Source organism: Nonomuraea sp. 3-1Str, from assembly GCF_031570565.1.
Lineage (GTDB): Bacteria > Actinomycetota > Actinomycetes > Streptosporangiales > Streptosporangiaceae > Nonomuraea.
This window is the reverse complement of sequence record NZ_JALHBK010000016.1, coordinates 98,647-117,928: the sequence shown is the minus strand read 5'-3', so window position 1 is coordinate 117,928 and position 19,282 is coordinate 98,647. Positions and strand designations below refer to the sequence as shown.

The 19,282-nt window shown below is 73.2% G+C and carries 18 protein-coding genes; 10 read left to right on the top strand and 8 right to left on the bottom strand.

What is annotated here, in order from left to right; all coding sequences use genetic code 11:
- Nucleotides 1–58: 58 nt before the first annotated feature.
- Genes MTP10_RS24920 through MTP10_RS24910 form a run of 3 tightly spaced genes read left to right on the top strand, consistent with a single transcriptional unit; the run spans nt 59 to nt 2,350 of the window.
- Entirely contained in the window at nt 59–790 is a 732-nt protein-coding gene (locus MTP10_RS24920) for an ABC-2 family transporter protein (RefSeq protein WP_310712056.1), read from the top strand.
- Complete coding sequence (locus tag MTP10_RS24915) at nt 783–1,571, top strand: ABC-2 family transporter protein (RefSeq protein WP_310712054.1); 789 nt, start codon at nt 783–785, stop codon at nt 1,569–1,571. Before MTP10_RS24920 ends, MTP10_RS24915 begins: the two co-directional genes overlap by 8 nt.
- 2 nt (nt 1,572–1,573) lie before the next feature.
- On the top strand, nt 1,574–2,350 hold the full coding sequence (locus tag MTP10_RS24910; RefSeq protein ID WP_310712053.1) for an ATP-binding cassette domain-containing protein: 777 nt from the start codon (nt 1,574–1,576) through the stop codon (nt 2,348–2,350).
- A gap of 19 nt (nt 2,351–2,369) precedes the next feature.
- Here MTP10_RS24910 and MTP10_RS24905 read toward each other — a convergent pair whose 3' ends face one another.
- Nucleotides 2,370–2,846, bottom strand: a complete 477-nt coding sequence (locus MTP10_RS24905) for a hypothetical protein (RefSeq protein WP_310712052.1) — start codon at nt 2,844–2,846, stop codon at nt 2,370–2,372.
- Nucleotides 2,847–3,018: 172 nt separating this feature from the next.
- Between MTP10_RS24905 and MTP10_RS24900 the strand changes: the two genes are divergently transcribed.
- From MTP10_RS24900 to MTP10_RS24890, 3 genes are all read left to right on the top strand, one after another.
- Entirely contained in the window at nt 3,019–3,642 is a 624-nt protein-coding gene (locus tag MTP10_RS24900; RefSeq protein ID WP_310712051.1) for an MFS transporter, read from the top strand.
- 49 nt (nt 3,643–3,691) lie between these two features.
- The gene (locus MTP10_RS24895) at nt 3,692–4,441 is read left to right on the top strand and encodes a YcnI family protein (RefSeq protein WP_310712050.1); all 750 of its coding nucleotides are present in this window, start codon (nt 3,692–3,694) and stop codon (nt 4,439–4,441) included.
- A 92-nt stretch (nt 4,442–4,533) separates the two neighbouring features.
- Nucleotides 4,534–4,734 carry an EF-hand domain-containing protein gene (locus MTP10_RS24890; RefSeq protein WP_310712049.1) on the top strand — a complete coding sequence of 67 codons (201 nt, stop codon included), beginning with the start codon at nt 4,534–4,536 and terminating at the stop codon, nt 4,732–4,734.
- 66 nt (nt 4,735–4,800) lie between these two features.
- On the opposite strand, the gene MTP10_RS24885 is transcribed toward MTP10_RS24890, so the two are convergent.
- From MTP10_RS24885 to MTP10_RS24870, 4 genes are all read right to left on the bottom strand, one after another.
- Complete coding sequence (locus tag MTP10_RS24885; RefSeq protein ID WP_310712047.1) at nt 4,801–5,001, bottom strand: CsbD family protein; 201 nt, start codon at nt 4,999–5,001, stop codon at nt 4,801–4,803.
- 287 nt (nt 5,002–5,288) lie between these two features.
- A complete protein-coding gene (locus tag MTP10_RS24880) occupies nt 5,289–6,317 on the bottom strand; it encodes an ABC transporter permease (RefSeq protein ID WP_310712046.1) in 1,029 nt (342 codons plus the stop codon).
- A complete protein-coding gene (locus MTP10_RS24875; protein ID WP_310712045.1) occupies nt 6,304–7,302 on the bottom strand; it encodes an ABC transporter ATP-binding protein in 999 nt (332 codons plus the stop codon). Before MTP10_RS24875 ends, MTP10_RS24880 begins: the two co-directional genes overlap by 14 nt.
- Nucleotides 7,299–8,480 (bottom strand): sigma-E factor regulatory protein RseB domain-containing protein, encoded by a 1,182-nt coding sequence (locus MTP10_RS24870; protein WP_310712044.1) that lies wholly within the window; start codon nt 8,478–8,480, stop codon nt 7,299–7,301. Before MTP10_RS24870 ends, MTP10_RS24875 begins: the two co-directional genes overlap by 4 nt.
- Nucleotides 8,481–8,632: 152 nt before the next feature.
- Between MTP10_RS24870 and MTP10_RS24865 the strand changes: the two genes are divergently transcribed.
- Both MTP10_RS24865 and MTP10_RS24860 read left to right on the top strand, forming a co-directional pair.
- A complete protein-coding gene (locus tag MTP10_RS24865) occupies nt 8,633–9,307 on the top strand; it encodes a response regulator transcription factor (RefSeq protein WP_310712043.1) in 675 nt (224 codons plus the stop codon).
- Nucleotides 9,300–10,646: an ATP-binding protein gene (locus MTP10_RS24860; protein WP_310712042.1), complete on the top strand. Its 1,347-nt coding sequence runs from the start codon at nt 9,300–9,302 to the stop codon at nt 10,644–10,646. Before MTP10_RS24865 ends, MTP10_RS24860 begins: the two co-directional genes overlap by 8 nt.
- Nucleotides 10,647–10,735: 89 nt before the next feature.
- On the opposite strand, the gene folP is transcribed toward MTP10_RS24860, so the two are convergent.
- Complete coding sequence (folP, locus tag MTP10_RS24855; RefSeq protein WP_310712041.1) at nt 10,736–11,566, bottom strand: dihydropteroate synthase; 831 nt, start codon at nt 11,564–11,566, stop codon at nt 10,736–10,738.
- 622 nt (nt 11,567–12,188) lie between these two features.
- Nucleotides 12,189–13,058, bottom strand: coding sequence for a LysR family transcriptional regulator (locus MTP10_RS24850; RefSeq protein WP_310712039.1), 870 nt, complete (start codon nt 13,056–13,058; stop codon nt 12,189–12,191).
- A gap of 789 nt (nt 13,059–13,847) precedes the next feature.
- Between MTP10_RS24850 and MTP10_RS24845 the strand changes: the two genes are divergently transcribed.
- Both MTP10_RS24845 and MTP10_RS24840 read left to right on the top strand, forming a co-directional pair.
- Complete coding sequence (locus MTP10_RS24845) at nt 13,848–14,852, top strand: neutral zinc metallopeptidase (protein ID WP_310712038.1); 1,005 nt, start codon at nt 13,848–13,850, stop codon at nt 14,850–14,852.
- 259 nt (nt 14,853–15,111) lie between these two features.
- A complete protein-coding gene (locus tag MTP10_RS24840) occupies nt 15,112–16,980 on the top strand; it encodes an LCP family protein (protein ID WP_310712037.1) in 1,869 nt (622 codons plus the stop codon).
- A 105-nt stretch (nt 16,981–17,085) separates the two neighbouring features.
- Here the strand turns inward: MTP10_RS24840 and MTP10_RS24835 are convergent, their stop codons facing one another.
- Nucleotides 17,086–19,116 (bottom strand): spermidine synthase, encoded by a 2,031-nt coding sequence (locus tag MTP10_RS24835; protein WP_310712036.1) that lies wholly within the window; start codon nt 19,114–19,116, stop codon nt 17,086–17,088.
- Between the last annotated feature and the right edge of the window lie 166 nt (nt 19,117–19,282).

Genomic DNA, 19,282 nt, shown 5'->3' with positions numbered 1-19,282 from the left:
CACCTTCCCCCTCTACGCCCGGCTCGTCCGGTACGGATTCCGCAAGCACGCCACGTACGTGGGGGCGGCCCTGGCCGGCGCCTTCACCAACAGCGTGTTCGGCGTGCTGCGCGCCTACATCCTCATCGCGCTCTGGCAGGCCCGGCCCGGCCTGGCCGGCTACGACGTGAGCACCGCCGTCACGTTCTGCTTCATCACCCAGGCGTTCATCGGGCCGATGCAGCTCCTGGGCGGCGGCCTGACGCTGCCCGAACGCATCCGCAGCGGCGACATCGCGCTCGACCTCGTCCGCCCGGCGCCGCTCCAGCTCTGGACGCTGGCCGAGGACCTCGGCCGGGCCGCGCAGCAGCTCCTCGTGCGCGGCGTCGCGCCGATGGTCGCGGGCGCCGTCCTGTTCGGCATCACCGTTCCGGCGGGCCCCGCGCAGTGGGCGGGCTTCCTCGCCTGCCTCACGGCGGGGGTGGTCGTCAGCTTCGCCTGGCGCTACCTGGTCGCCCTGTCGGTCTGCTGGCTGGCCGACGACCGGGGCGTCATGGTGTGCTCGATGCTGCTGACCACGCTGCTCAGCGGCATGATGGTGCCCCTCGCGCTGTTCCCCGGCACGCTCGGCGAGGTGGTGCGGGCCCTGCCGTGGGCCGCCATGGCCCAGGCGCCCGCCGACGTCTACCTCGGCACGGCCCGGGCCGGGCCCACCCTCGCCTTCCAGGCGCTGTGGGCCGCCGCGCTCCTCGGGCTCGGCGCCCTGGCCACCCGCGCCGTACGCCACCGGGTGGTGATCCAGGGTGGTTAGGACGTACGCGCTGCTGGCGTGGACGTGGACCCGCGCCGCCATGGCCTACCGCGCCTCGTTCGCCCTCATGGTCGTGCTCGGCGTGGCCGTCACCGCCACCGACGTGGCGGTCATTCTCGTCATCTTCTCCCACACCACCGCGCTGGCCGGCTTCACCCGCGACGAGGTCCTCTTCCTGTACGGCGGCGCCGGCCTGTCGTTCGCCCTGTGCGACATGTTCGTCAGCAACGTGGACCGGGTCAGCCAGCACATCAGGGCGGGCACGCTCGACACGATGCTGGTGCGGCCGGTGGGCGCGTGGATCCAGCTCGCCACCGACCGCTTCGCCCCCACCCGCGCCGGGCGGGTCGTCCAGGCGGCGGTCGTGCTCGGCTACGCGCTGTCCGTCCTCGACGTGGACGTCCGGAGGCTGTGGATGGTCCCCGTCATGGTCGTCACCGGCGTCGTCATCTTCGCCGCGATCTGGACGCTCGGCGGGGCGGCCCAGTTCTTCCTCACCGACGCCCCCGAGGTGACCAACGCCTTCACCTACGGCGGCGGCCAGCTCACCCAGTACCCGCTCAGCGTGTACGGCCGCGACCTGGCACGCGGGGTGACGTACGTGCTGCCGCTGGCGTTCGTCAACTGGCAGCCCGCCCTGTACGTGCTGGACCGGGACGACCCGTTCGGCACGCCCGGCTTCGTCCGGTTCCTCGGCCCGGTCGCCGCCGCCGTTCTCACCCTGCCGGCGTGGCTGGCCTGGCGGCAGGGCCTCAGGCACTATCGATCCACGGGGAGTTGACCATGCCCATCATCGAGGCGCACCGCGTCGGCCGTACCTTCAAGGTGCGGCGCGCCGTCGTGCACGCCGTGAGCGACCTGTCGTTCCGGATCGAGCCGGGCGAGTTCGTCGGCTGCCTCGGCCCGAACGGCGCCGGCAAGTCCACCACGATCAAGATGCTGTGCGGCATCCTCACCCCCAGCTCCGGCAGCGTGCGCGTCGCCGGGCTCGACCCGTCGCGCAGGCGGACGGCGCTGGCGCGGCGGATCGGCGTGGTGTTCGGGCAGCGGACCACCTTGTGGTGGGATCTGCCGCTGCGGGACAGTTTCGAGCTGATCCGGCTCCTTTACAAAGTAGATCGCAAGCTGTTCGCCGCGCGGCTGGACGAGTTGACCGAGACCCTCGACCTGGGCGGGTTCATGGGAACGCCCGTGCGGCAGCTCAGCCTGGGCCAGCGGATGCGCGGCGACCTGGCCGCCGCGCTGCTGCACGGCCCCGAGGTCCTGGTGCTCGACGAGCCCACCATCGGGCTGGACGTGGTCAGCAAGGCCGGCATCCGGTCGTTCCTGCTGCGGGTCAACGCCGAGCGGGGCACCACCGTGCTGCTGACCACGCACGACCTCGGCGACGTCGAGCGGCTCTGCCGCCGGGTCATGCTCATCGACCACGGGCGGCTGGCCTTCGACGGCACGGTCGGCGACCTCATGGCCACCGCCCCGGGGCAGGCGACGATCGAGGAGGTCGTCACCCGCCTCTACACGCGCGGGGAGGCCGTCCCGCCGCCGGTCGAGTCCGTGTGAGCGCGCGCCAGGGCGGCCGTCAGTAGTAGCCGCCCTGCGGGCTCTCCTCGTACTCGTCGTCATCGTCGTCGTAGCGGCGCGCCCAGCGCGAGGGCATCAGCACCGGGATGAACAGCGCCACGCCCAGCAGCGCGAACATCCCCGTGGTCAGCAGGGTCCTGGCGCCCTGCCCGGCCTCGCGGACGATCTGGTTCACCGACGGCTCCGCCGGGATGTAGGAGAGCGCGCGGTTCATGTCCAGCGCGTACACGACCGTCCAGGCGAGCAGCGCCATCGACGGCAGGAAGGTCGCCAGCGGCGAGACCCGTCCCGCCACCACCAGCCCCATCACCAGGCCCAGTGCGGCCATCGCGCCGAGCGCGATCCAGAGCTTCTGGCCGGCCGGCGGCTGCGCGGTGCTCAGCGCCTGCTGGACCGCCCATCCCCCGCCTCCGACCAGGGCCGCCGTCACCACGACCCCGAGGAGTAATCCAGCAAAGTGCCGCAACGTTCTCACCTCTATGTCAACGTGATCGGCACGACCCTAGCGACATTCTCCGCAAATCGAACGCGCATTGCACGGCTTGGACGGGACGGGCCTGGACGGACCCGGCTCGGGTGACATGGCTTGACCGATATGGGTGTTGGCTGCGCGAGGGCCGGGGGACCGTGAGACGATGGGGCCGCTCATGCGCGCCCACCTTCCCCTCAGGATCGCGCGGACGGCCGTCTTCTCCGCCGTCTGCGTCGTCCTCGCGGCCCTGGCGCACGCCGCGGGCGGCGGATCGGTGCCCGCGCCGGGCACGGCCGCGCTCGGCCTCGGGGCGGTGTCCGTGCTGGCGCTCGCGCTGGGCGGCAGGGAGCGGCACCCGCTGACGGTCAACCTCGCGCTGGCCGCCGCGCAGGCGGGCCTGCACGAGCTGTTCGCCGGGGGCACCACCCACGGCTACACCGGCTACGTGACCGTCCACCTCCCCGGCTCCCCCGCCGGCGGGACGGGCCTGGCCGTCGACGCCGGGATGCCCGGCAGCGGACACGGCCTGGCCGTCGACGCCGGCATGCTGACCGCGCATCTGACGGCCACACTCGTCACCGGCTGGTGGCTGGCGCGCGGCGAGACCGCGCTCTGGTCACTGCTGCGCCGCCTCCACGACGGCCTGGGACGCCGTCTCGGGCGCGCGCTGCTCGCCGGGCCGTTCCCGGCGCTGCCGTCCACGCGGCAGGCGCCCCCCGTGGTGCGGGTGCGCGCCGTCCCCCCTGATCCCGCTCTCCGTCACAGCCTGGCCAGGCGCGGTCCTCCACGTACCGCCTGACCTCTGACACCCCTTGTCATTCCCCCCGATCCTCACGTGGAGATCCAGCATGTCGTTCACCATGTCCTTCGCCGTGTCCGGGCGTTCGCTGGCGCGCCGCGCCGTCACCGTGCTCGCCGCCGTCACCGCCGTGACCGCCGCCACCGCGCTGCCCGCCCTGGCGCACGTCACCATCAACCCCGCCGCCGCCGAGCAGGGCGGCTTCACCAAGGTCGCGTTCCGGGTGCCGAACGAGCGCGACGACGCCTCGACCGAGCGCGTCGAGGTCACCTTCCCCACCGACCACCCGCTGGCGTTCGTGTCGGTCAAGCCCGTGCCGGGCTGGACGGTCAAGGTCACCGAGAGCAAGCTGCCCGCCCCGGTCAAGACCGAGTACGGCGACCTGACCGAGGCCGTCTCCAAGGTCGTCTGGTCCGGCGGCAAGATCTCCAAGGGCGAGTTCCAGGAGTTCGAGGTGTCCATGGGCAAGCTGCCCGAGGGCGTCGACCAGCTCATGTTCCCGACCAAGCAGACGTACTCGGGCGGCGAGGTCGTGAACTGGTCCGACGCCCCCAAGACGGACGGCACGGAGGCGGAGCACCCGGCGCCGCTGCTGAAGCTCACCCCGGCCGCCGCCAAGGCGGACCCGACGGCGAGCCCGGCGGCCGCCCCCGCCTCGGCCCCCTCTGTGGCGGCCCAGCCGGTGGCGGCGTCGTCCGCCTCCGACGGCACGGCCCGGCTGCTGGGCGGGGCGGGGCTCCTGGTGGGCGTCGTCGGGATCGTGGTCGCGGTCCTCGCCCTGCGCCGCCGCCCCTCCTGACGGGCAGGGCGGCCCGCGAGCCGGCACGGCGGGGTCGCTAGGTTGTCGGGTGGACGTGCCCCCGACTGGCCCCGACGGAAAGGTGATGAGACGTGACGGATGAGCGGCTGACGCGGCTGAAGAGGGAGTTCGCGGCGCTCGACGGCGACGGCGACGGTTACATCACCGAGGCGGAGTTCCGGGCCCACTTCCCGGCGCTGCCGGCCGAGGCGATGCCCGCGCTGCGCGACACCGGCGACGCGGACGGCGACGGACGGTTCTCGCTGGAGGAGTTCATCCGGCTGATGCCGTGACCGGCCCCCGCGGCGCGGGCCCCACCCGGGGTCCGCGCCGCGGCGCGGGCGCGGTCACCGGTGCGGTCACGTGTCCTTGGTGAAGGCGTCCTTCACCTTCTTCCCGGCGTCCTTCACCTTCTCGCCGGCCTGCTTGAGCGCGCCCTCGGTCTGGTCGGCGCGGCCTTCGGCCTGGAGCTGCTCGTCGCCGGTGACGTCGCCGATGTTCTCCTTGGCCCGGCCCTTCAGTTCCTCCGCCTTGTTGGAGATCTTGTCGTCGGTCCCCATGTCGGTGCCTCCTTCGGGTCTCGTCCGCTTTCACGGGTCCCCTATCCGGGGGACGGCCCCGGAAACACCTCCCGGCCTCTGTGAGGTGCCCCACATCGGGGTGCGTTCACCCATACACAGATGGTTATCGGGCATCCACACCTTGCACCCGGTACGCGCGCAAGCTGCGGAAACACCGGGTCAGGGGGCCGGAGAGCCACGCGGGGGCAGGCTCTCCGGCCCCCGCCACTCCCCCGGCCGCGGGCCCGACGGCGACAGACTCCCCCGGGACAGGCCCCGCGTCCGGCTCAGGACGTGATGTCCTTGCCGGTGAAGCGCGCCCACGCCACGGAGCCGAACAGCACGATGTACGCGCCGAACGCGACCAGCCCGTCCCGCATCGCCCCCACGTCGATCGGGTCGCGCAGCGCCCCGTCGAAGCGCGGCCACCAGGTCGGCAGGAGGTACTGGCTGACCGCCTCCAGTTGCGGCACGGCGCGCAGCACCTGCGACACGATGACGATGACCACGGTGCCCGCGATGGCCCCGATCGACACCTCGGTGAACGTCGACAGCGCCAGCGCCACGGCCGCCAGCGCGGCCATGCCCGCGCCGACGTACCCGACGCTGACCAGGATGCGCAGCAGCCCGTCGGCCACGGACACGGTGGTGCCCGACAGCAGCGTCACCGGCCCCACCGGGAACAACGCCAGCCCCGTCAGCAGGGCCGACACGGCCACGACGGCGGCGACGGCGAAGGAGAACACGACCGCGTTCAGGTACTTGACCGCCAGCAGCCGGGTGCGCCCCGCCGGGGCGGCCAGCAGGTAGCGCAGGGTGCCCGCGCCCGCCTCGCCGGCGATCGCGTCGCCCGCCACCACGCTCACGGCGACCGGCATCAGCAGCACGACGAGGAACGACAGCGACGCGAAGGCCAGCATGAGGCTGTTGCCCGCGACCGACTCGATGAGACCGCCCATCCCGCCGCCCCGGCCGTCGTCGCCCATACCGTCGGCGACCAGGCGCAGCGCGACGCCGAGAATGATCGGGACGCTGGCCAGCACGGCGAGCATCACGAGGTTGCGCGGCCGGCGGAAGGTCAGCCCCAGCTCGGAGCCGAGCAGCCGCCAGAACGCCCCGGCGCGGCGCGGGAGCGGCCCGCCGTCGCCCCGGGCGCCTCCCCCTGCGGCGCCCGCTCCGGTGCTCGCCTCCGCCACGGCCGGCCCTTCGGTCACGGCAGCAGCGAACTCGGTGCTGTCGCGGTCGGCGGTGCGGAGCGTCTCGGAGACCGGGACGAGGCCCGGGGTGCGCCGGGGGCGCGTCTCAGCCGTCGACATCGAATCCTTCTCCCGTCAGTCTGACGAACACGTCCTCCAGGCTCGGCCGTACGACCGCGAACCCCCGGACGGCCACGTCCTCCCCCACGAGGGCGGCGTTGACCCGCTCCGGCGCGTGCCCGCCCAGCTCGGCGCTCACCGCGGAGCCCTCCGCCGTGGCCTCGGCCCGCGCGTCGGCCCGCACGTCGGCGAGGCCCAGCGAGCGCAGGACGCGCTGCGCGGCGGCCGGGTCCGGCGTCCGCACCTGGACCCGGGTGGCCTGGCCGCCGCTGAGCGAGGCCATCGACCCCTGGGCGACGAGCCGGCCGGCCCGCATGACCGCCGCGTGGGTGCACATCTGCTCCACCTCGGCCAGCAGGTGCGACGAGACGAACACCGTGGTGCCGCCGGCCGCGATCTCCTTGACCAGCGAGCGCACCTCCCGGGTGCCCTGCGGGTCGAGCCCGTTCGTCGGCTCGTCCAGGACGAGCAGCTCACGCGGCCCGAGCAGCGCCGCGGCGATGGCCAGCCGCTGGCGCATGCCGAGCGAGTACATGCGGTAGCGCTTGCCCGCGGCGGCCGTCAGGCCGACCCGGTCGAGCGCCTCGGCGACGCGCCGGCGCGCGGTCGCGGGCGGCGCGGTGGGGTCGGCGGCGTCGAAACGGCGCAGGTTGGCCTCGCCCGACAGGTACGGGTAGAACGCGGGCCCCTCGACCAGCGCCCCGACCCGGGGCAGCGCCTCGCCCAGCGGCAGCCCGAGCAGCTCGTGCTCACCGGAGGTGGGCGCGACGAGGCCGAGCAGCATGCGGATGGTGGTGGTCTTGCCCGAGCCGTTCGGCCCGAGGAACCCGAAGACCGAGCCGCGCGGCACGGTCAGGTCGAGCGCGTCCACCGCTACCTGACCGCCGCGAAAGCGCTTGGTGAGCTCCCGCGTGATGATCGCGGGGCCGGCGGAGGGCGGGGCCGCCCCGAAGGGCGCCCCCGCTTCGAGCGTGACGGTCGTCACCTGATGCCCGCCGCCTTGGTGATCTCCTCCGGGGTGACCGCGCCGATGAGGACCCGGCCGTCGTCGGTGATCAGGGCGGTGACGAGCTTCGTCCTGATCAGCTTGCCGGAGCCCCACGTGCCGCTCACCGGGGTGGCCGCCTTGAGCAGGCTTTCGGTGATCGCGCCGGCCTGCGCGCCGTCGGCCTTGCCGTCCTGGCCGTCCTGCCGAGGCTGCCCGGACTGCAGGCCCTTGAGGTCGGCCTCGGACATCTTCAGCACCGCGACGCTGGTCCAGCCGTCGCCGACGACCTTCAGCCGGTCGCCGGCGGCCTTCCTCGCCTCCTCGGCCTTCTCCACGGCCTTCTCCTGACCGGCGGGCGGCTCGTCGCCGATGGTGGTCTCCTTCACCTTGGCCCCGGCGGGCGGGGTGAAGGTGAAGTTCTCCTCCGCCGGCTCGCTGAACGTCACCTGGGTGAAGCCGAGCTGGAACGCCGGCTCGGACGAGCCCTTGGCGAACACCTGCACCTGCAGCGGCACGTACGTCTCGCCGTCGAGCGAGAGCCGCACCTCCTTCACCAGCGAGCCCTCGTCCTTGGGGGCGACGACGAGCTGGTAGACGGGGCGGCCGGCCACCTTGTCGGTGTTGGCCACGCTGATGGTGCTGTACTCGCCCGCCGTGGCCAGCAGGTGCTCGGCCACCGCCTGCGGGGTCATCGCCGCGGGCGTGGAGGTGGCCGGGCGGTGCGCCTCGGGCGTGTCCCTGGCGCCCGCCTTGACCTTGAGGCGGGTGGCCGTGTTGGCGGCGCTGTCCCAGTACCACGTCTGGTCGTCGTTGACGATCAGGTCGGTCTCGTTCATCTGCGTCGGCATGGCCACGCGGAGCCGGTTCCTGGAGCCGTACCAGACCTTGATCTCGTGCGAGCCCGACAGCAGCGTCAACGGCGATTCGCCGCCGCTCTGCGGCAGGGCGGGCAGGCCGAGCGACGCGGTCTGCTGGACGGTGCCCGACATGGCCGGCGGGCCGTTCTTGTCCTTGGACGCGGCCACCGCGTCGGCGAGCAGCTGCTGCGCCGACCGCTCCGGCAGCGCCGGCCCACCGCTGACGGCGGCGATGACGGGACCGGCGCCGAGCGCCCCTCCGATGACGGCAGCCGCCGCGACCGGGACCGCCCACCTCACGAACGTGCCTCTACGCATGTCACTCCTCAACCGTATGCGGATGTTCAGCTCGACGCTCATGTCGATGTCAGCAGCTTGCGTCATGCATCCTTTGAGGAGCCTGAGACGGGCTGAGACGGCTCTCAGGCTTCTCAGCTCCGTCTCAGGGCGGGCACGGGAGGATGGGGCGCATGAGAGTACTGGTCGTCGAGGACGAGCGGCGGATGGCGGCGGCGCTGCAGCGCGGGCTGCAGGCCGAGGGGTTCGCCGTCGACCTCGCCCACGACGGCGAGGACGGGCTGCACCTGGCCCGGCACGGCGACTACGACGTGGTGGTGCTGGACATCATGCTGCCGCGCCTGTCGGGCTACAACGTGTGCAAGCGGCTGCGCGCCGAGGACAACTGGGTGCCCATCCTCATGCTGTCGGCCAAGGACGGCGAGTACGACATGGCCGACGGGCTCGACCTGGGCGCCGACGACTACCTGACCAAGCCGTTCTCGTACGTGGTGCTGGTGGCGCGGCTGCGCGCGCTGCTGCGACGCGACTCCGGGCGGCGCCCGGCCGTGCTGACCGCCGGCGACCTGTCGCTCGACCCGGCGCGGCGCAAGGTCCAGCGCGGCGAGACGCCGGTGGAGCTGACCCCCCGCGAGTTCGCGCTGCTGGAGTACCTGATGCGCCGGCGCGACGAGGTGGTGTCGAAGGCGGAGATCCTGGAGCACGTCTGGGACACCTTCGACACCGACCCCAACGTGGTGGAGGTGTACGTGGGCTACCTGCGGCGCAAGCTCGACGGGCCGTTCGGCCGCAACTCCCTGCAGACCGTGCGCGGCGCGGGCTACCGGCTGGCCGGCGACGGTGCCTGACACGCCGTACGCGTGGTGGCGGCGGCAGGGGCTGCGGTTCCGGTTGACCGTGGTGGCCGTCGCGGTGCTCGCGGCGGCACTGGCGCTGTCGGCGTCGGTGCTGGTCAGCGTGCTGGACCGGGCGCTGGTCGACACCATCGACGAGACGACGCGGCAGCAGGCGCAGACCGTGCGCGTCCACGCCGACGCCGGCACCCTGACCAACCCGATCACCACCAACGACGGCACGATCGTGCAGGTCGTCGACGCCTCCGGCCGCATCACGCACGCCACGTACGGCACCGACCGGCTGGTGCCCCTGGCCGACGCCCGGCAGCGGGCGCGGCTGCTGCGCGACGGCTCCGCGATCTTCCTGGACGGCCGGCCGTACGCGATCCCGGGGCCGCTGCGGGTGATGGCGGTCAGCGCGGACCACGGGCGTACCGTGCTCGCGGCCAGGCCCGTGGGCGAGATCCAGACGAGCGTCGGCACGGCGGGGCGGGTGCTGCTCGTCGGCACGCCGCTGCTGGTCGTGGTGCTGGCCCTGGCGAGCTGGATGATCATCGGGCGGACGCTGCGGCCGATCGCCGCGCTGCGCCGGGGCGCGGCCGACATCACGCACACGGCACGCTCGCGCCGGCTGCCCGTGCCCGAGTCGCGGGACGAGGTCCACTTCCTGGCCGTCACGCTGAACGGCATGCTGGCCCGGCTGGAGGAGGCCGAGCAGCGCCAGCGGGCCCTCGTCTCGGACGCCGCGCACGAGCTGCGCAGCCCCCTGGCCAGCATCCGGCTGCAACTGGAGGTGGCGCTCGGCCACCCCGAGGGTCAGGACTGGCCGGAGACGGCCGAGGGCGTCCTGGAGGACGCGATGCGGCTGTCGCGGCTGGCCGAGGACCTGCTCGCGCTGGCCCGGCTGGACGAGCGCGGCGGCGTGCCGGCCCGGAGGGAGCCGGTCGACCTCGACGAGGTGGTGCGGCAGATCGTCGACAGGTACGGCGAGGCGCGGCTGGTCGTGTGCGACCCGGTGGTGGTGCGGGGCGACGCCCTCGACCTGAGCCGCGTGCTGACGAACCTGGTGGACAACGCCGTCCGGCACACCGCCTCCAAGGTGGAGGTGGCTCTGACCCGCGACGGGGTGCTGACGGTGACCGACGACGGGCCGGGCATCCCGGAGGCGGACCGGGAGCGGGTGTTCAACCGGTTCACACGGCTCGACTCGGGGCGCAGCCGGGACGAGGGCGGCGCCGGGCTGGGGCTGGCGATCGTGCGGGAGACGGTGCGCGCCCACGGCGGCACGGTCCATCTGGAGGACGCCGGGCCGGGGCTGCGGGCCGTCGTACGGCTGCCCCCGGCCGTCTGATCAGCCGTACGGCTGCCCCGGCCGTCCGATCAGCCGTACGACGGCGCCCGGCCGGCCGATCAGTCGTCCGACGGCGCCCGGCCGTCCGATCACACGAGCCGGGCGATCTCGGCCAGCGCCGTACGGGCGGACGCGGCGTCGTGGACCCGGAACACCCGCGCCCCGAGCAGCGCCGACACCGCCAGGGTGGCGATCGTGCCGGCGTGCCGCTCCTCGACGGGCAGGCCGCCGAGCGTCTCGCCGACGAAGTCCTTGTTCGACACCGCCACCAGCACCGGCCACCCGGTCGCGGTCATCTCCCCCAGCCGGCGGCTGACCTCCAGCGAGTGGTACGTGTTCTTGCCGAAGTCGTGGGCCGGGTCGATGAGGATCGACTCGCGCGGCACCCCGGCGGCCACGGCCCGGCGCGCCAGGCCCACCGTGTGGGAGACGACGTCGGCCACCACGTCGGCGTAGGCGACCCGGTGCGGCCGGGTACGGGGCGCCGCGGGGCCCGCGTGGGCGCACACCAGCCCGATGCCGTGCCGCGCGGCCACCTCGGCCAGGCCCGGGTCGGGGCCGCCCCAGGTGTCGTTCAGCAGGTCCGCTCCGGCGCCGGCGACCACCTCGCCCACCTCGGCCCGCCAGGTGTCGACGCTGATGATCAGCTCGGGGTGCCGCTCGCGGACGGCCTCGACCAGCCCGGCGACACGGCGGATCTCCTCGCCGGGGTCCACCTCGTCACCGGGGCCCGCCTTGACGCCGCCGATGTCCACGATGTCCGCGCCGCCCTCGACGGCCCGGTCGACCGCCTCGACGGCCGCGCCGAAGCCGTAGGTGCGGCCCTTGTCGTAGAACGAGTCGGGAGTTCGGTTGACCACGGCCATCACCGCGTACTCCCCCGGCCCGAACGTCCGGTGGCGCAGCCGCAAAGTGCTCATCAGGGGCGAGCGTACCGCGCACCCACCCACCTCCCGCCCACCCTCCCGCCCCCACTCCAGGGCCGCACTCCAGGGCCGCACTCCAGGGCCGCCGGGCGGGCCTGCGCGCGGCCTCGTCACGGGGCTTCCACTGTGCGGCAGCCCCCGCCGGACCGTTCCAGGACCCGCCCCGGAGGACCCGATGCCGAGGGAGGCGGGCTTTTCGGCTTCCAGGACATACGGGACATGCGGTCCGACGGGTTGCGGCAAGGCGGCGTCCGCGGGATGGCCGTAACGGGCCGGCGGGTGGTGCGGTGCCGTGGAGGGCGATGGTGCGGCGCCGGAGGCGGCGGTGGTGCGAGTGCGCCGGTGCGGTCGTGGCCGGCGAGTGGTGCCGGAAGGGCCGGGTGGATCGAGGCAGGCCGTTCCAGGAGGCGACACACCCGAAGCGGTGCGAGGCCGGGGAGGCGACGCACCTGGATCGGTGCGCGGCCGGGGAGGGGGTGGCACCGGGATCGGTGCGCGGCCGGGAGGGGGTGGCACCGGAGGAGGGCTCGGTGCCGGCGGCAGGGGCGGGGCCCGTGCATGGAGTGCGGGAGTGAGGGGCGGGGAGTGAGGGGTGAGGCGGCCGACGGCGGCGCCGTCAGGCGGCGGGGCCCTTCTCGGCGGCGGACAGGAAGTCCTGGGCGATCAGCGGCAGGCGGCGGCGAGCGTGGACGACGGCGATGACGCGGCGGACGGCAGGTTCGAGCGAGCGCACCACCAGCCCGGCGCGGCTGGCCTGCTCGGCCATCCCCCGGTACCACAGGAGCGACGCCTTCCCGCTGCGCACGGCATTGAGCCAGCCGTTGCGCTCGTCGGTCTCCAGGACCACCACCGGGTTGACGGAGTACTTGCCGAACATCGCGTCCAGCTCCCTGCGCCGCAGGCTGCCACGGGCGGGTAACGCCAGGCGCATGCCGTCGAGCCGGCCCATCGGCACCGGGTTCGGCAGCTCCATGCCGGGGGGTGAGATCAGCACGATCTCCTGACGTTCCAGGGGATGGGTGATCAGGTCGGCCGGCACGGGCAGGTCGGTGAGCCCAAGGTCGGCGCGTTGCTCCCGGATGGCGTTGACCACGGCCTCGCGCCCCTCGCAGCGGACGATCTGCACGCGGACACCGGGATGCTCGGCGGCGTAGGCGGGCAGGAGGCGTCCGGCGAGGCCGGGTTCGAGGGTGGGGGTGGAGGCGATGCGCAGCTCCGTGTCGGTGGAGCCGGCGTGGCTGGCGAGTCCTTCGATCTCGTGGACGGCGTCGAGCGCCTCCCTCGCCAGTTTCACCACCCGGCGGCCCTGGGCGGTGACGACGACACCGCGTCCGGACCGGGCGAAGAGCGTCAGGCCGAGCTCGCGTTCCAGATCCCTTATCGCACGCGAAAGCGCAGGCTGTGCGATATAGAGCGACCTGGCCGCGTCGGTCATGGTGCGGTGCTCCGCAGTCGCGACCACATAGCGGAGCTGCTGGAGGTTCATGCCAAAGAAGCTAGGACACCGCCCGCCGCGCGGTGGGGAACATAGCGGAGATCACCTCGAATGATTTCGGACCGTGACCGAGCGCTGTCACATCCGTGACGGGTGATAAATCAGTATGCTTCTGCCCCAAATTTGGCAAAGCTTCGGCCAGTGACTTCTCAAGTCACGCATTACGGACAAGCGACCAGTCGGGGAGACAGCGTGACAGGCAACGGGCAGCATCCCCCCACGCCCCAGGAGCCCGGCCACCCCCAGCGGCCACCGTCACTCCCCTGGCCGCCTCCCGGCTACCGCCCGTCCGGCGAGGACCATGCCCCTTCCCCGGACGGCTCTCCTCACGGATGGCCGTCGGCGCCGCCCCCGAGCGGTTCTCCTTACGGGCCACCGTCCGCGCCCCCTCAGAGCGGAACGCCATACGGACCGCCATCCTCGCCCCCTCAAGGCGGGACGCCGTACGGCCGGCCGGCCCCGTCCCCGGCACCTGGGAACTCGCCGTACGGCCCGCCGTCTCCCGGCCAGCCGTACCCCGGGTACCCGGCCCCGGGCCGGCATCCTGGGCAGCAGGGACAGCCTGGCTCCCCGTACGGCACGCCGTACGCGCCCCCGCAGGTGCCCTCGCCCCCGCAGGGCCCGCCCCGGCAGATCCCGCCACCGCCTCCGGGCGGCTCGGCGTGGCCGCCCCGGCCGGGCCCCCACCAACCCCCTTACCAACCCGGCCCGCCCCAGCCACCCCCACCCCCACCCCCGGGCCCGTACGGGTGGCCGCAGCAGCCCCGGAAGAAGCGGGGCATGAGCGCGGCAGGGATCGTGGGCCTGGTGTTCGCGTCGATGGCGGCGCTGTTCGTGCTGCTCGTCATCGGCACCGTGGCGTTCAGGACCTCCGGGACCCAGACGACCACGCCCGTCGCCATCCCCACCTACGAGCGACCCACCTCGCGCGGCACCGCGGACCCGTTCCCCACCACGACCCGGGCCCGCCCCTCGGAGACCCGCGACACGCAGCAGCCCGAGGAGACGCCGGCCCCCGACGACACGGTCACCCCGCCGGCCCAGGTCAAGCTGGACCGGAGCCTGAAGACGAACACGGTCTACCGCGCCGGCTCGCTCCCGAGGCTGAACTGCCGGGCCGGCAACGCGAACGTGTTCGACCACGCCCAGCTCAAGGCACTCATCCTGAAGACCGGCGCGTGCATGGACAAGGCGTGGCGGCCGATCCTGGAGAAGCAGGGCATCGCGTTCAGCCCGCCGGGTTACGCCATCGCCGCCAAGCGCGGCCGAGGGGCGTGCGGCGACTACCCGGCACCGGGCGGCATGGTCCCGTACTACTGCCCGCGCAACAACACCATCTACGCCTCGACCTCGGCGATGGCGCGGGGCAACGGCACGTCCCGCGGTTACGCCCAGCTCCTCGCGTGGAACGGCGGGATCGTCAGCATGATGGCCCACGAGTACGGCCATCACGTGCAGAACCTGACGGGCCTCATGGACTCCTGGTGGGAGCGCACGCTGGAGACGAGCGGCAGGAGCGGCAAGCTGGCGCTCAGCCGGAAGCTGGAGCTGCAGGCGACCTGTTTCGCGGGCATGTGGATGCGCTCCGTCGCGACCTCGTACCCGGTGAACACCTCGAACCGCGGCCGCCTGTTCTGGTTCTACGGCCAGGTGGGCGACTACCCGGGTTACCCGCGCGACCACGGCTCGCCGCCCAACAACAACCGGTGGTTCCGGCAGGGCTGGGAGCGCAGTCAGGTGTACCAGTGCAACACGTGGATGGCTCCGTCCTCCACGACGTCCTGACGTCATTCGGCGTTCATCTCAGCTTGAGCACATGTCTCGGTTGTCCGTATATGGGGACTAGAATCCTGGCAATCTTGTGCCCAACGGGGGGCAAAAGCGAGTTTTGCCTGGCAGGCGTGAAGGAGCCGGTGTGAGCAAGCGCGATGGGGTAGACGCCGGGACGGGGGGCGGGAAACGACGTCCGCGCCGTCCTCGCGCGGCGTCCGGCTCCGGGTCGGGCCCCTCCGCGTCGGAGGGCGCCGAATCCCCTGCGGCGCCCGTGGGCGGCCCTCGGAGCGACCCGCCCCGCCCCGCCGCGGAGCCGGTCGCGCCCGGCGAGGGCCGCCGCGCAGAGGACACCGGCGAGGGCCTCCGGGCCGGGGACACCACCGGCAAGGGACGCCAGGCCGGGAACACCGGCGAGGGCGTCCGGAGCAATGGCACCGGGGAGGGCCGCCAGGCCGACAAGACCCGGGAGGTCCGCCGAACCGGCAAGACCGGGGAGGGCCACCGGGCCGACGAGACCCGGGAGGGCCGCCAGGCCGATGAGGCCGGCGAAGGGCATCGGGCGGATGAGACCGGCCAAGGCCGCCGAGCCGGTGAGACCCGGCCGGCAGGCAAGGGCCGCCCGCCCGGCGGGAAGGGCGGCCGGGGACCGGGACGGCCGGGCGGCGGCGCGCCGCGCTTCGCCAAGCCGCTGACCGTCGGCTCCGTCCTCGGCTGGACGGCCCTGTCCGTGATCGTGCCCGGCGTCGCGCACCTGCGCGCCGGGCACCGCCGTACCGGGCTGGTGCTGATCGGCGCGTACGCGGTCCTGCTGCTCGCCGCCCTCGCCTACGTCCTGACGCGCACCCAGGAGAACGTCGCCAACCTCGTCGGGGACGACGCGCTGATCGCGGTGACCGCGCTGGCGGCGCTGGGCGCGCTGTGCTGGTTCGCCGTGGTGGTGACCTCGTACGTGGCGCTGAGCCCCAACCGGCTGAACCAGCAGGGTCAGATCGTCTCCGGCATCGTGGTCGGCGTGCTGTGCGTGTCGGTGATGGCGCCGTTCGCGCTCACCGCGAACACCGTGCTGGAGACCAGGGACGCCATCCAGACCATCTTCCCCAGCGTCCCGAGCGACCCGGACGTGGCGCCCATCAAGGAGGCGGACCCCTGGAACGGCAAGAACCGGGTCAACTTCCTGCTGATCGGCGGCGACGCGGCGGGCAACCGGACGGGCGTGCGCACCGACAGCATGACGGTGGCCAGCGTCGACATCCGGACGGGCAACACGGTGCTGTTCAGCCTGCCGCGCAACCTCCAGCACGTGCGCTTCCCGCCGTCGTCGCCGCTGCACAAGCAGTTCCCGAACGGCTACATGGCCGAGCTGCCGAACGGCGGCCTGCTCAACGAGGTCTGGCAGTACGCCAACGACCACCCGGAGATCATGGGCGGCCACAACAAGGGTCCCCGGGCGTTGATGGACGCCATCGGCTACACGCTCAATCTCGAGATCAACTACTACGCCCTGATGAACATGTTCGGCTTCGCGGACCTGGTGGACGCCATCGGCGGCCTGAAGATCCGGGTCGAGCAGGACGTCAAGTGGGGCGGCCACTTCGGCACCGCCGGCACGATCAAGGCCGGATTCCGGAAGCTCACGGGCGAGGAGGCCCTGTGGTACGGCCGCTCCCGGGTGGACAGTGACGACTTCTCCCGCATGAGCCGCCAGCGCTGCGTCATCGGCGCCTTCACCAAGCAGGCCACCCCGGACAAGATCCTGATCAACTTCTCCAAGATCGCCGGAGCGGCGAAGCGCCTGGCGCAGACCAACATCCCCCAGAAGCTGGTGCAGCCGCTGGTCGCGCTGGCGTTCAAGGTGAAGAGCGCCAAGATCACCAGCATGCAGTTCGTCCCGCCGGACTTCTGGCCGGGCGCCGCGGACTGGGTGAAGATCCGCCGCGCCGCGATCAAGGCGGTCGCCGACTCCGTCAAGCCGGCCCGGCGCGCCCAGGCGGCGAACGTCAGCGCCTCGCCCGGCACGCCCTCGGCCGGCGCCCCCACCTCGACGGGTCCCGCGACGACGGCAGCGAGGCCGACGCAGACGCCGACCCGCAACGGGTCCCAGAAGACGGCCAAGACGCTCGAGGAGCTCTGCGGCCTGTGACGCCTGCCCGGTCTCCCCGCGCCCGCCGCGGGGAGACCGGGCAGGCGCGGGGAGACCGCCGGGACCTCTGAGGGCCCGGCGGGCGCGCACCCGAGGAGCGGCTCGTCAGGCCGAGACCGCGCCCCGGCGGGGCAGGAGCGCGAAAGCCGCCAGGTAGAGCACGGCGGCCACGATGATCAGCCCCTTGTAGCCGATCACCAGCGCGAGGTACTCCAGGCAGCCGCCCACCATCGCGCCCAGCAGGTTGGCCCCGAACGACGTCGTCGCGTCGGCCGTGTCCGCGAACCGCTTGGCGAAGACCACGTTGGCCGCGAAGATCGGCAGGAACGCCACCGTGACCGCCGCGACGGCCCGCAGCGGCAGCGGCAGGGACAGCAGCCACGCGTTGGGCACCAGCCACGCCAGGAGGAGCCCCGCGAGCAGCACGCCGTACATGACGGGCAGCGGCGGGGTGCGGAAGCGGCGCGTCACCTCGACGGCGGCGAGCACCGCCACGAGCACCCCGGCGAACACGATGGCGTTGACCACCCACGTGGTGCCGAACAGCAGCGCGAACCCGGTCACGCTCTTGGTCTCCAGCAGCATGAACGCCACGCCCAGCAGGAACAGGTCGGCGTACGGGCGCATCCGCCGGTACGGGCCGGCCACGACGCGGACGGCGAGCAGGCTGGCGGCGAGGACCAGGCCGAGGGTGATGAGGTAGATGGGCGGGATCGTCCGGTCCTTGAGGTAGAGGAACGGCCGGTCGTCGCCGGCGGGCGGCGGGGTGCCGGCCGTGGCCCCGGCCCACGGGGCGGCGCACCGCTGCGCGGCCGGGGTGACGCCGGCGGTGATGACGGCCTGCTGCCCGGCGGTGCTGACCACGTCCACGCACGGGTCGTGGCCGAAGGCCGCCTTCACCGTGGAGGCCAGCCGGTCGACCAGCCAGCTCTCGCGGTAGTAGTTGTACATGGAGAAGGCGCCGCCCGGCTTGAGGTGGGCGCGGGCAGCCCGCATGGCCTCCTCGGTGAACAGGTAGCTCTCCAGGCGCAGCGAGCTGGCCCCCGACACGAGCGTGAGCGAGTCGGGCAGCGCGAACAGGATCAGGTCGTACTTGGCGGAGGTGCGCTCCAGGAAGGCGCGGCCGTCGGTGACGTGCGTGGTCACGCGCGGGTCGTCGTAGGGGTGGTCGGGGTGCGTGGAGCCGCCCAGCTCGCGCAGCTTGGGGTCGATCTCGACGGCGTCGACCCGGGACACGCCCTTGGACAGGGCGATGGCGACGTCCGTGCCGCTGCCGGCGCCGACGATGAGCACGTCGCGGGGCGGCGTGGCGGCGCGCTCGTACGGCAGGCCGTACTGGCGCTCCCACTGGAGCCGGGCGGCGGCGGGCACGGCCTGCTGGTGCGGGATGCCGTTGACGGAGATGTCGGTCACCGGCACGCCGAGCTGCTCGAACTGCCGGAAGGTGACCTTGTAGTACGGCGACCACAGGGCGCCGGCGGTGAGCGTCTCGGCCAGCAGGAGCCCGACGACGGCGAGGGCGGGCACGGCGACGAACGCGAGGTAGGACAGGAGGGGGCGCGGCGTGAGCAGCAGCCCGTAGGCGACGGCGGCGACCGCGCCCCAGAAGACGGGCGGCGCGCTGAGGAAGGACAGCGCGGTGAAGGCGGCGATGCCGGTCAGGCTGCCGATCAGGTCGTAGCGGTAGGCCTCCAGGCGCGGCAGCTCGGGGAAGCAGCGGCCGACCAGCTCGGCGGGGCCCATGAGGACGAGCGCCGCCGCGCAGAAGATCACCGGCAGGATGAGCCAGGCGGGCGGCCCGGTCGTGGCCAGGCTCGTCCAGTACAGGACGCCCTCGGTGTCGCGGTCCACGGTGACGGGGAAGGCCAGGACCACGACGACCAGGCCGAACAGCACCACGGGCGAGTAGTACGGCTGCCCCTTGGACCTGCCCACGCGCAGGAAGCCGAGCCCGATGCCGAGGAACGAGCCGAGCAGCACGAAGTTCGTGAAGTAGCTCAGGTGGACGATGTTCGACCCGGTCCAGCGGATCAGGGCGAGCTCCAGGAAGAGCATGAACGCGCTGGCGAGGACGAGCCTCGGCCGCACCGCCAGCCAGTGGTCGCCGGTCGGTGCGTGGGGGGCCAGGGGGGTCATGCCGCCTCACCGTAGTGAACGGATCGGCCGCGGGGAAGCCCGTCGCGACCGGTTCGCCCTCTTGATGATGTTTGTGCAGGTCAGCCCAGGGCGAACCGCTGGACGCGGCCCCGCGGATGCAGGAACGTGGGGGCGTCCGCCCGTTCCGATCCCCGGTGGTGACCCC

Excerpts from the sequence above, each read along its gene's own strand:
- MTP10_RS24910 (WP_310712053.1), top strand. The coding sequence starts at position 1,574 with ATGCCCATCATCGAGGCGCACCGCGTCGGCCGTACCTTCAAGGTGCGG.
- MTP10_RS24900 (WP_310712051.1), top strand. The coding sequence starts at position 3,019 with ATGCGCGCCCACCTTCCCCTCAGGATCGCGCGGACGGCCGTCTTCTCC.
- MTP10_RS24895 (WP_310712050.1), top strand. The coding sequence starts at position 3,692 with ATGTCGTTCACCATGTCCTTCGCCGTGTCCGGGCGTTCGCTGGCGCGC.
- MTP10_RS24885 (WP_310712047.1), bottom strand. The coding sequence starts at position 5,001 with ATGGGGACCGACGACAAGATCTCCAACAAGGCGGAGGAACTGAAGGGC.
- MTP10_RS24880 (WP_310712046.1), bottom strand. The coding sequence starts at position 6,317 with ATGTCGACGGCTGAGACGCGCCCCCGGCGCACCCCGGGCCTCGTCCCG.
- MTP10_RS24870 (WP_310712044.1), bottom strand. The coding sequence starts at position 8,480 with ATGCGTAGAGGCACGTTCGTGAGGTGGGCGGTCCCGGTCGCGGCGGCT.
- MTP10_RS24865 (WP_310712043.1), top strand. The coding sequence starts at position 8,633 with ATGAGAGTACTGGTCGTCGAGGACGAGCGGCGGATGGCGGCGGCGCTG.
- folP (WP_310712041.1), bottom strand. The coding sequence starts at position 11,566 with ATGAGCACTTTGCGGCTGCGCCACCGGACGTTCGGGCCGGGGGAGTAC.
- MTP10_RS24850 (WP_310712039.1), bottom strand. The coding sequence starts at position 13,058 with ATGAACCTCCAGCAGCTCCGCTATGTGGTCGCGACTGCGGAGCACCGC.
- MTP10_RS24845 (WP_310712038.1), top strand. The coding sequence starts at position 13,848 with ATGAGCGCGGCAGGGATCGTGGGCCTGGTGTTCGCGTCGATGGCGGCG.
- MTP10_RS24835 (WP_310712036.1), bottom strand. The coding sequence starts at position 19,116 with ATGACCCCCCTGGCCCCCCACGCACCGACCGGCGACCACTGGCTGGCG.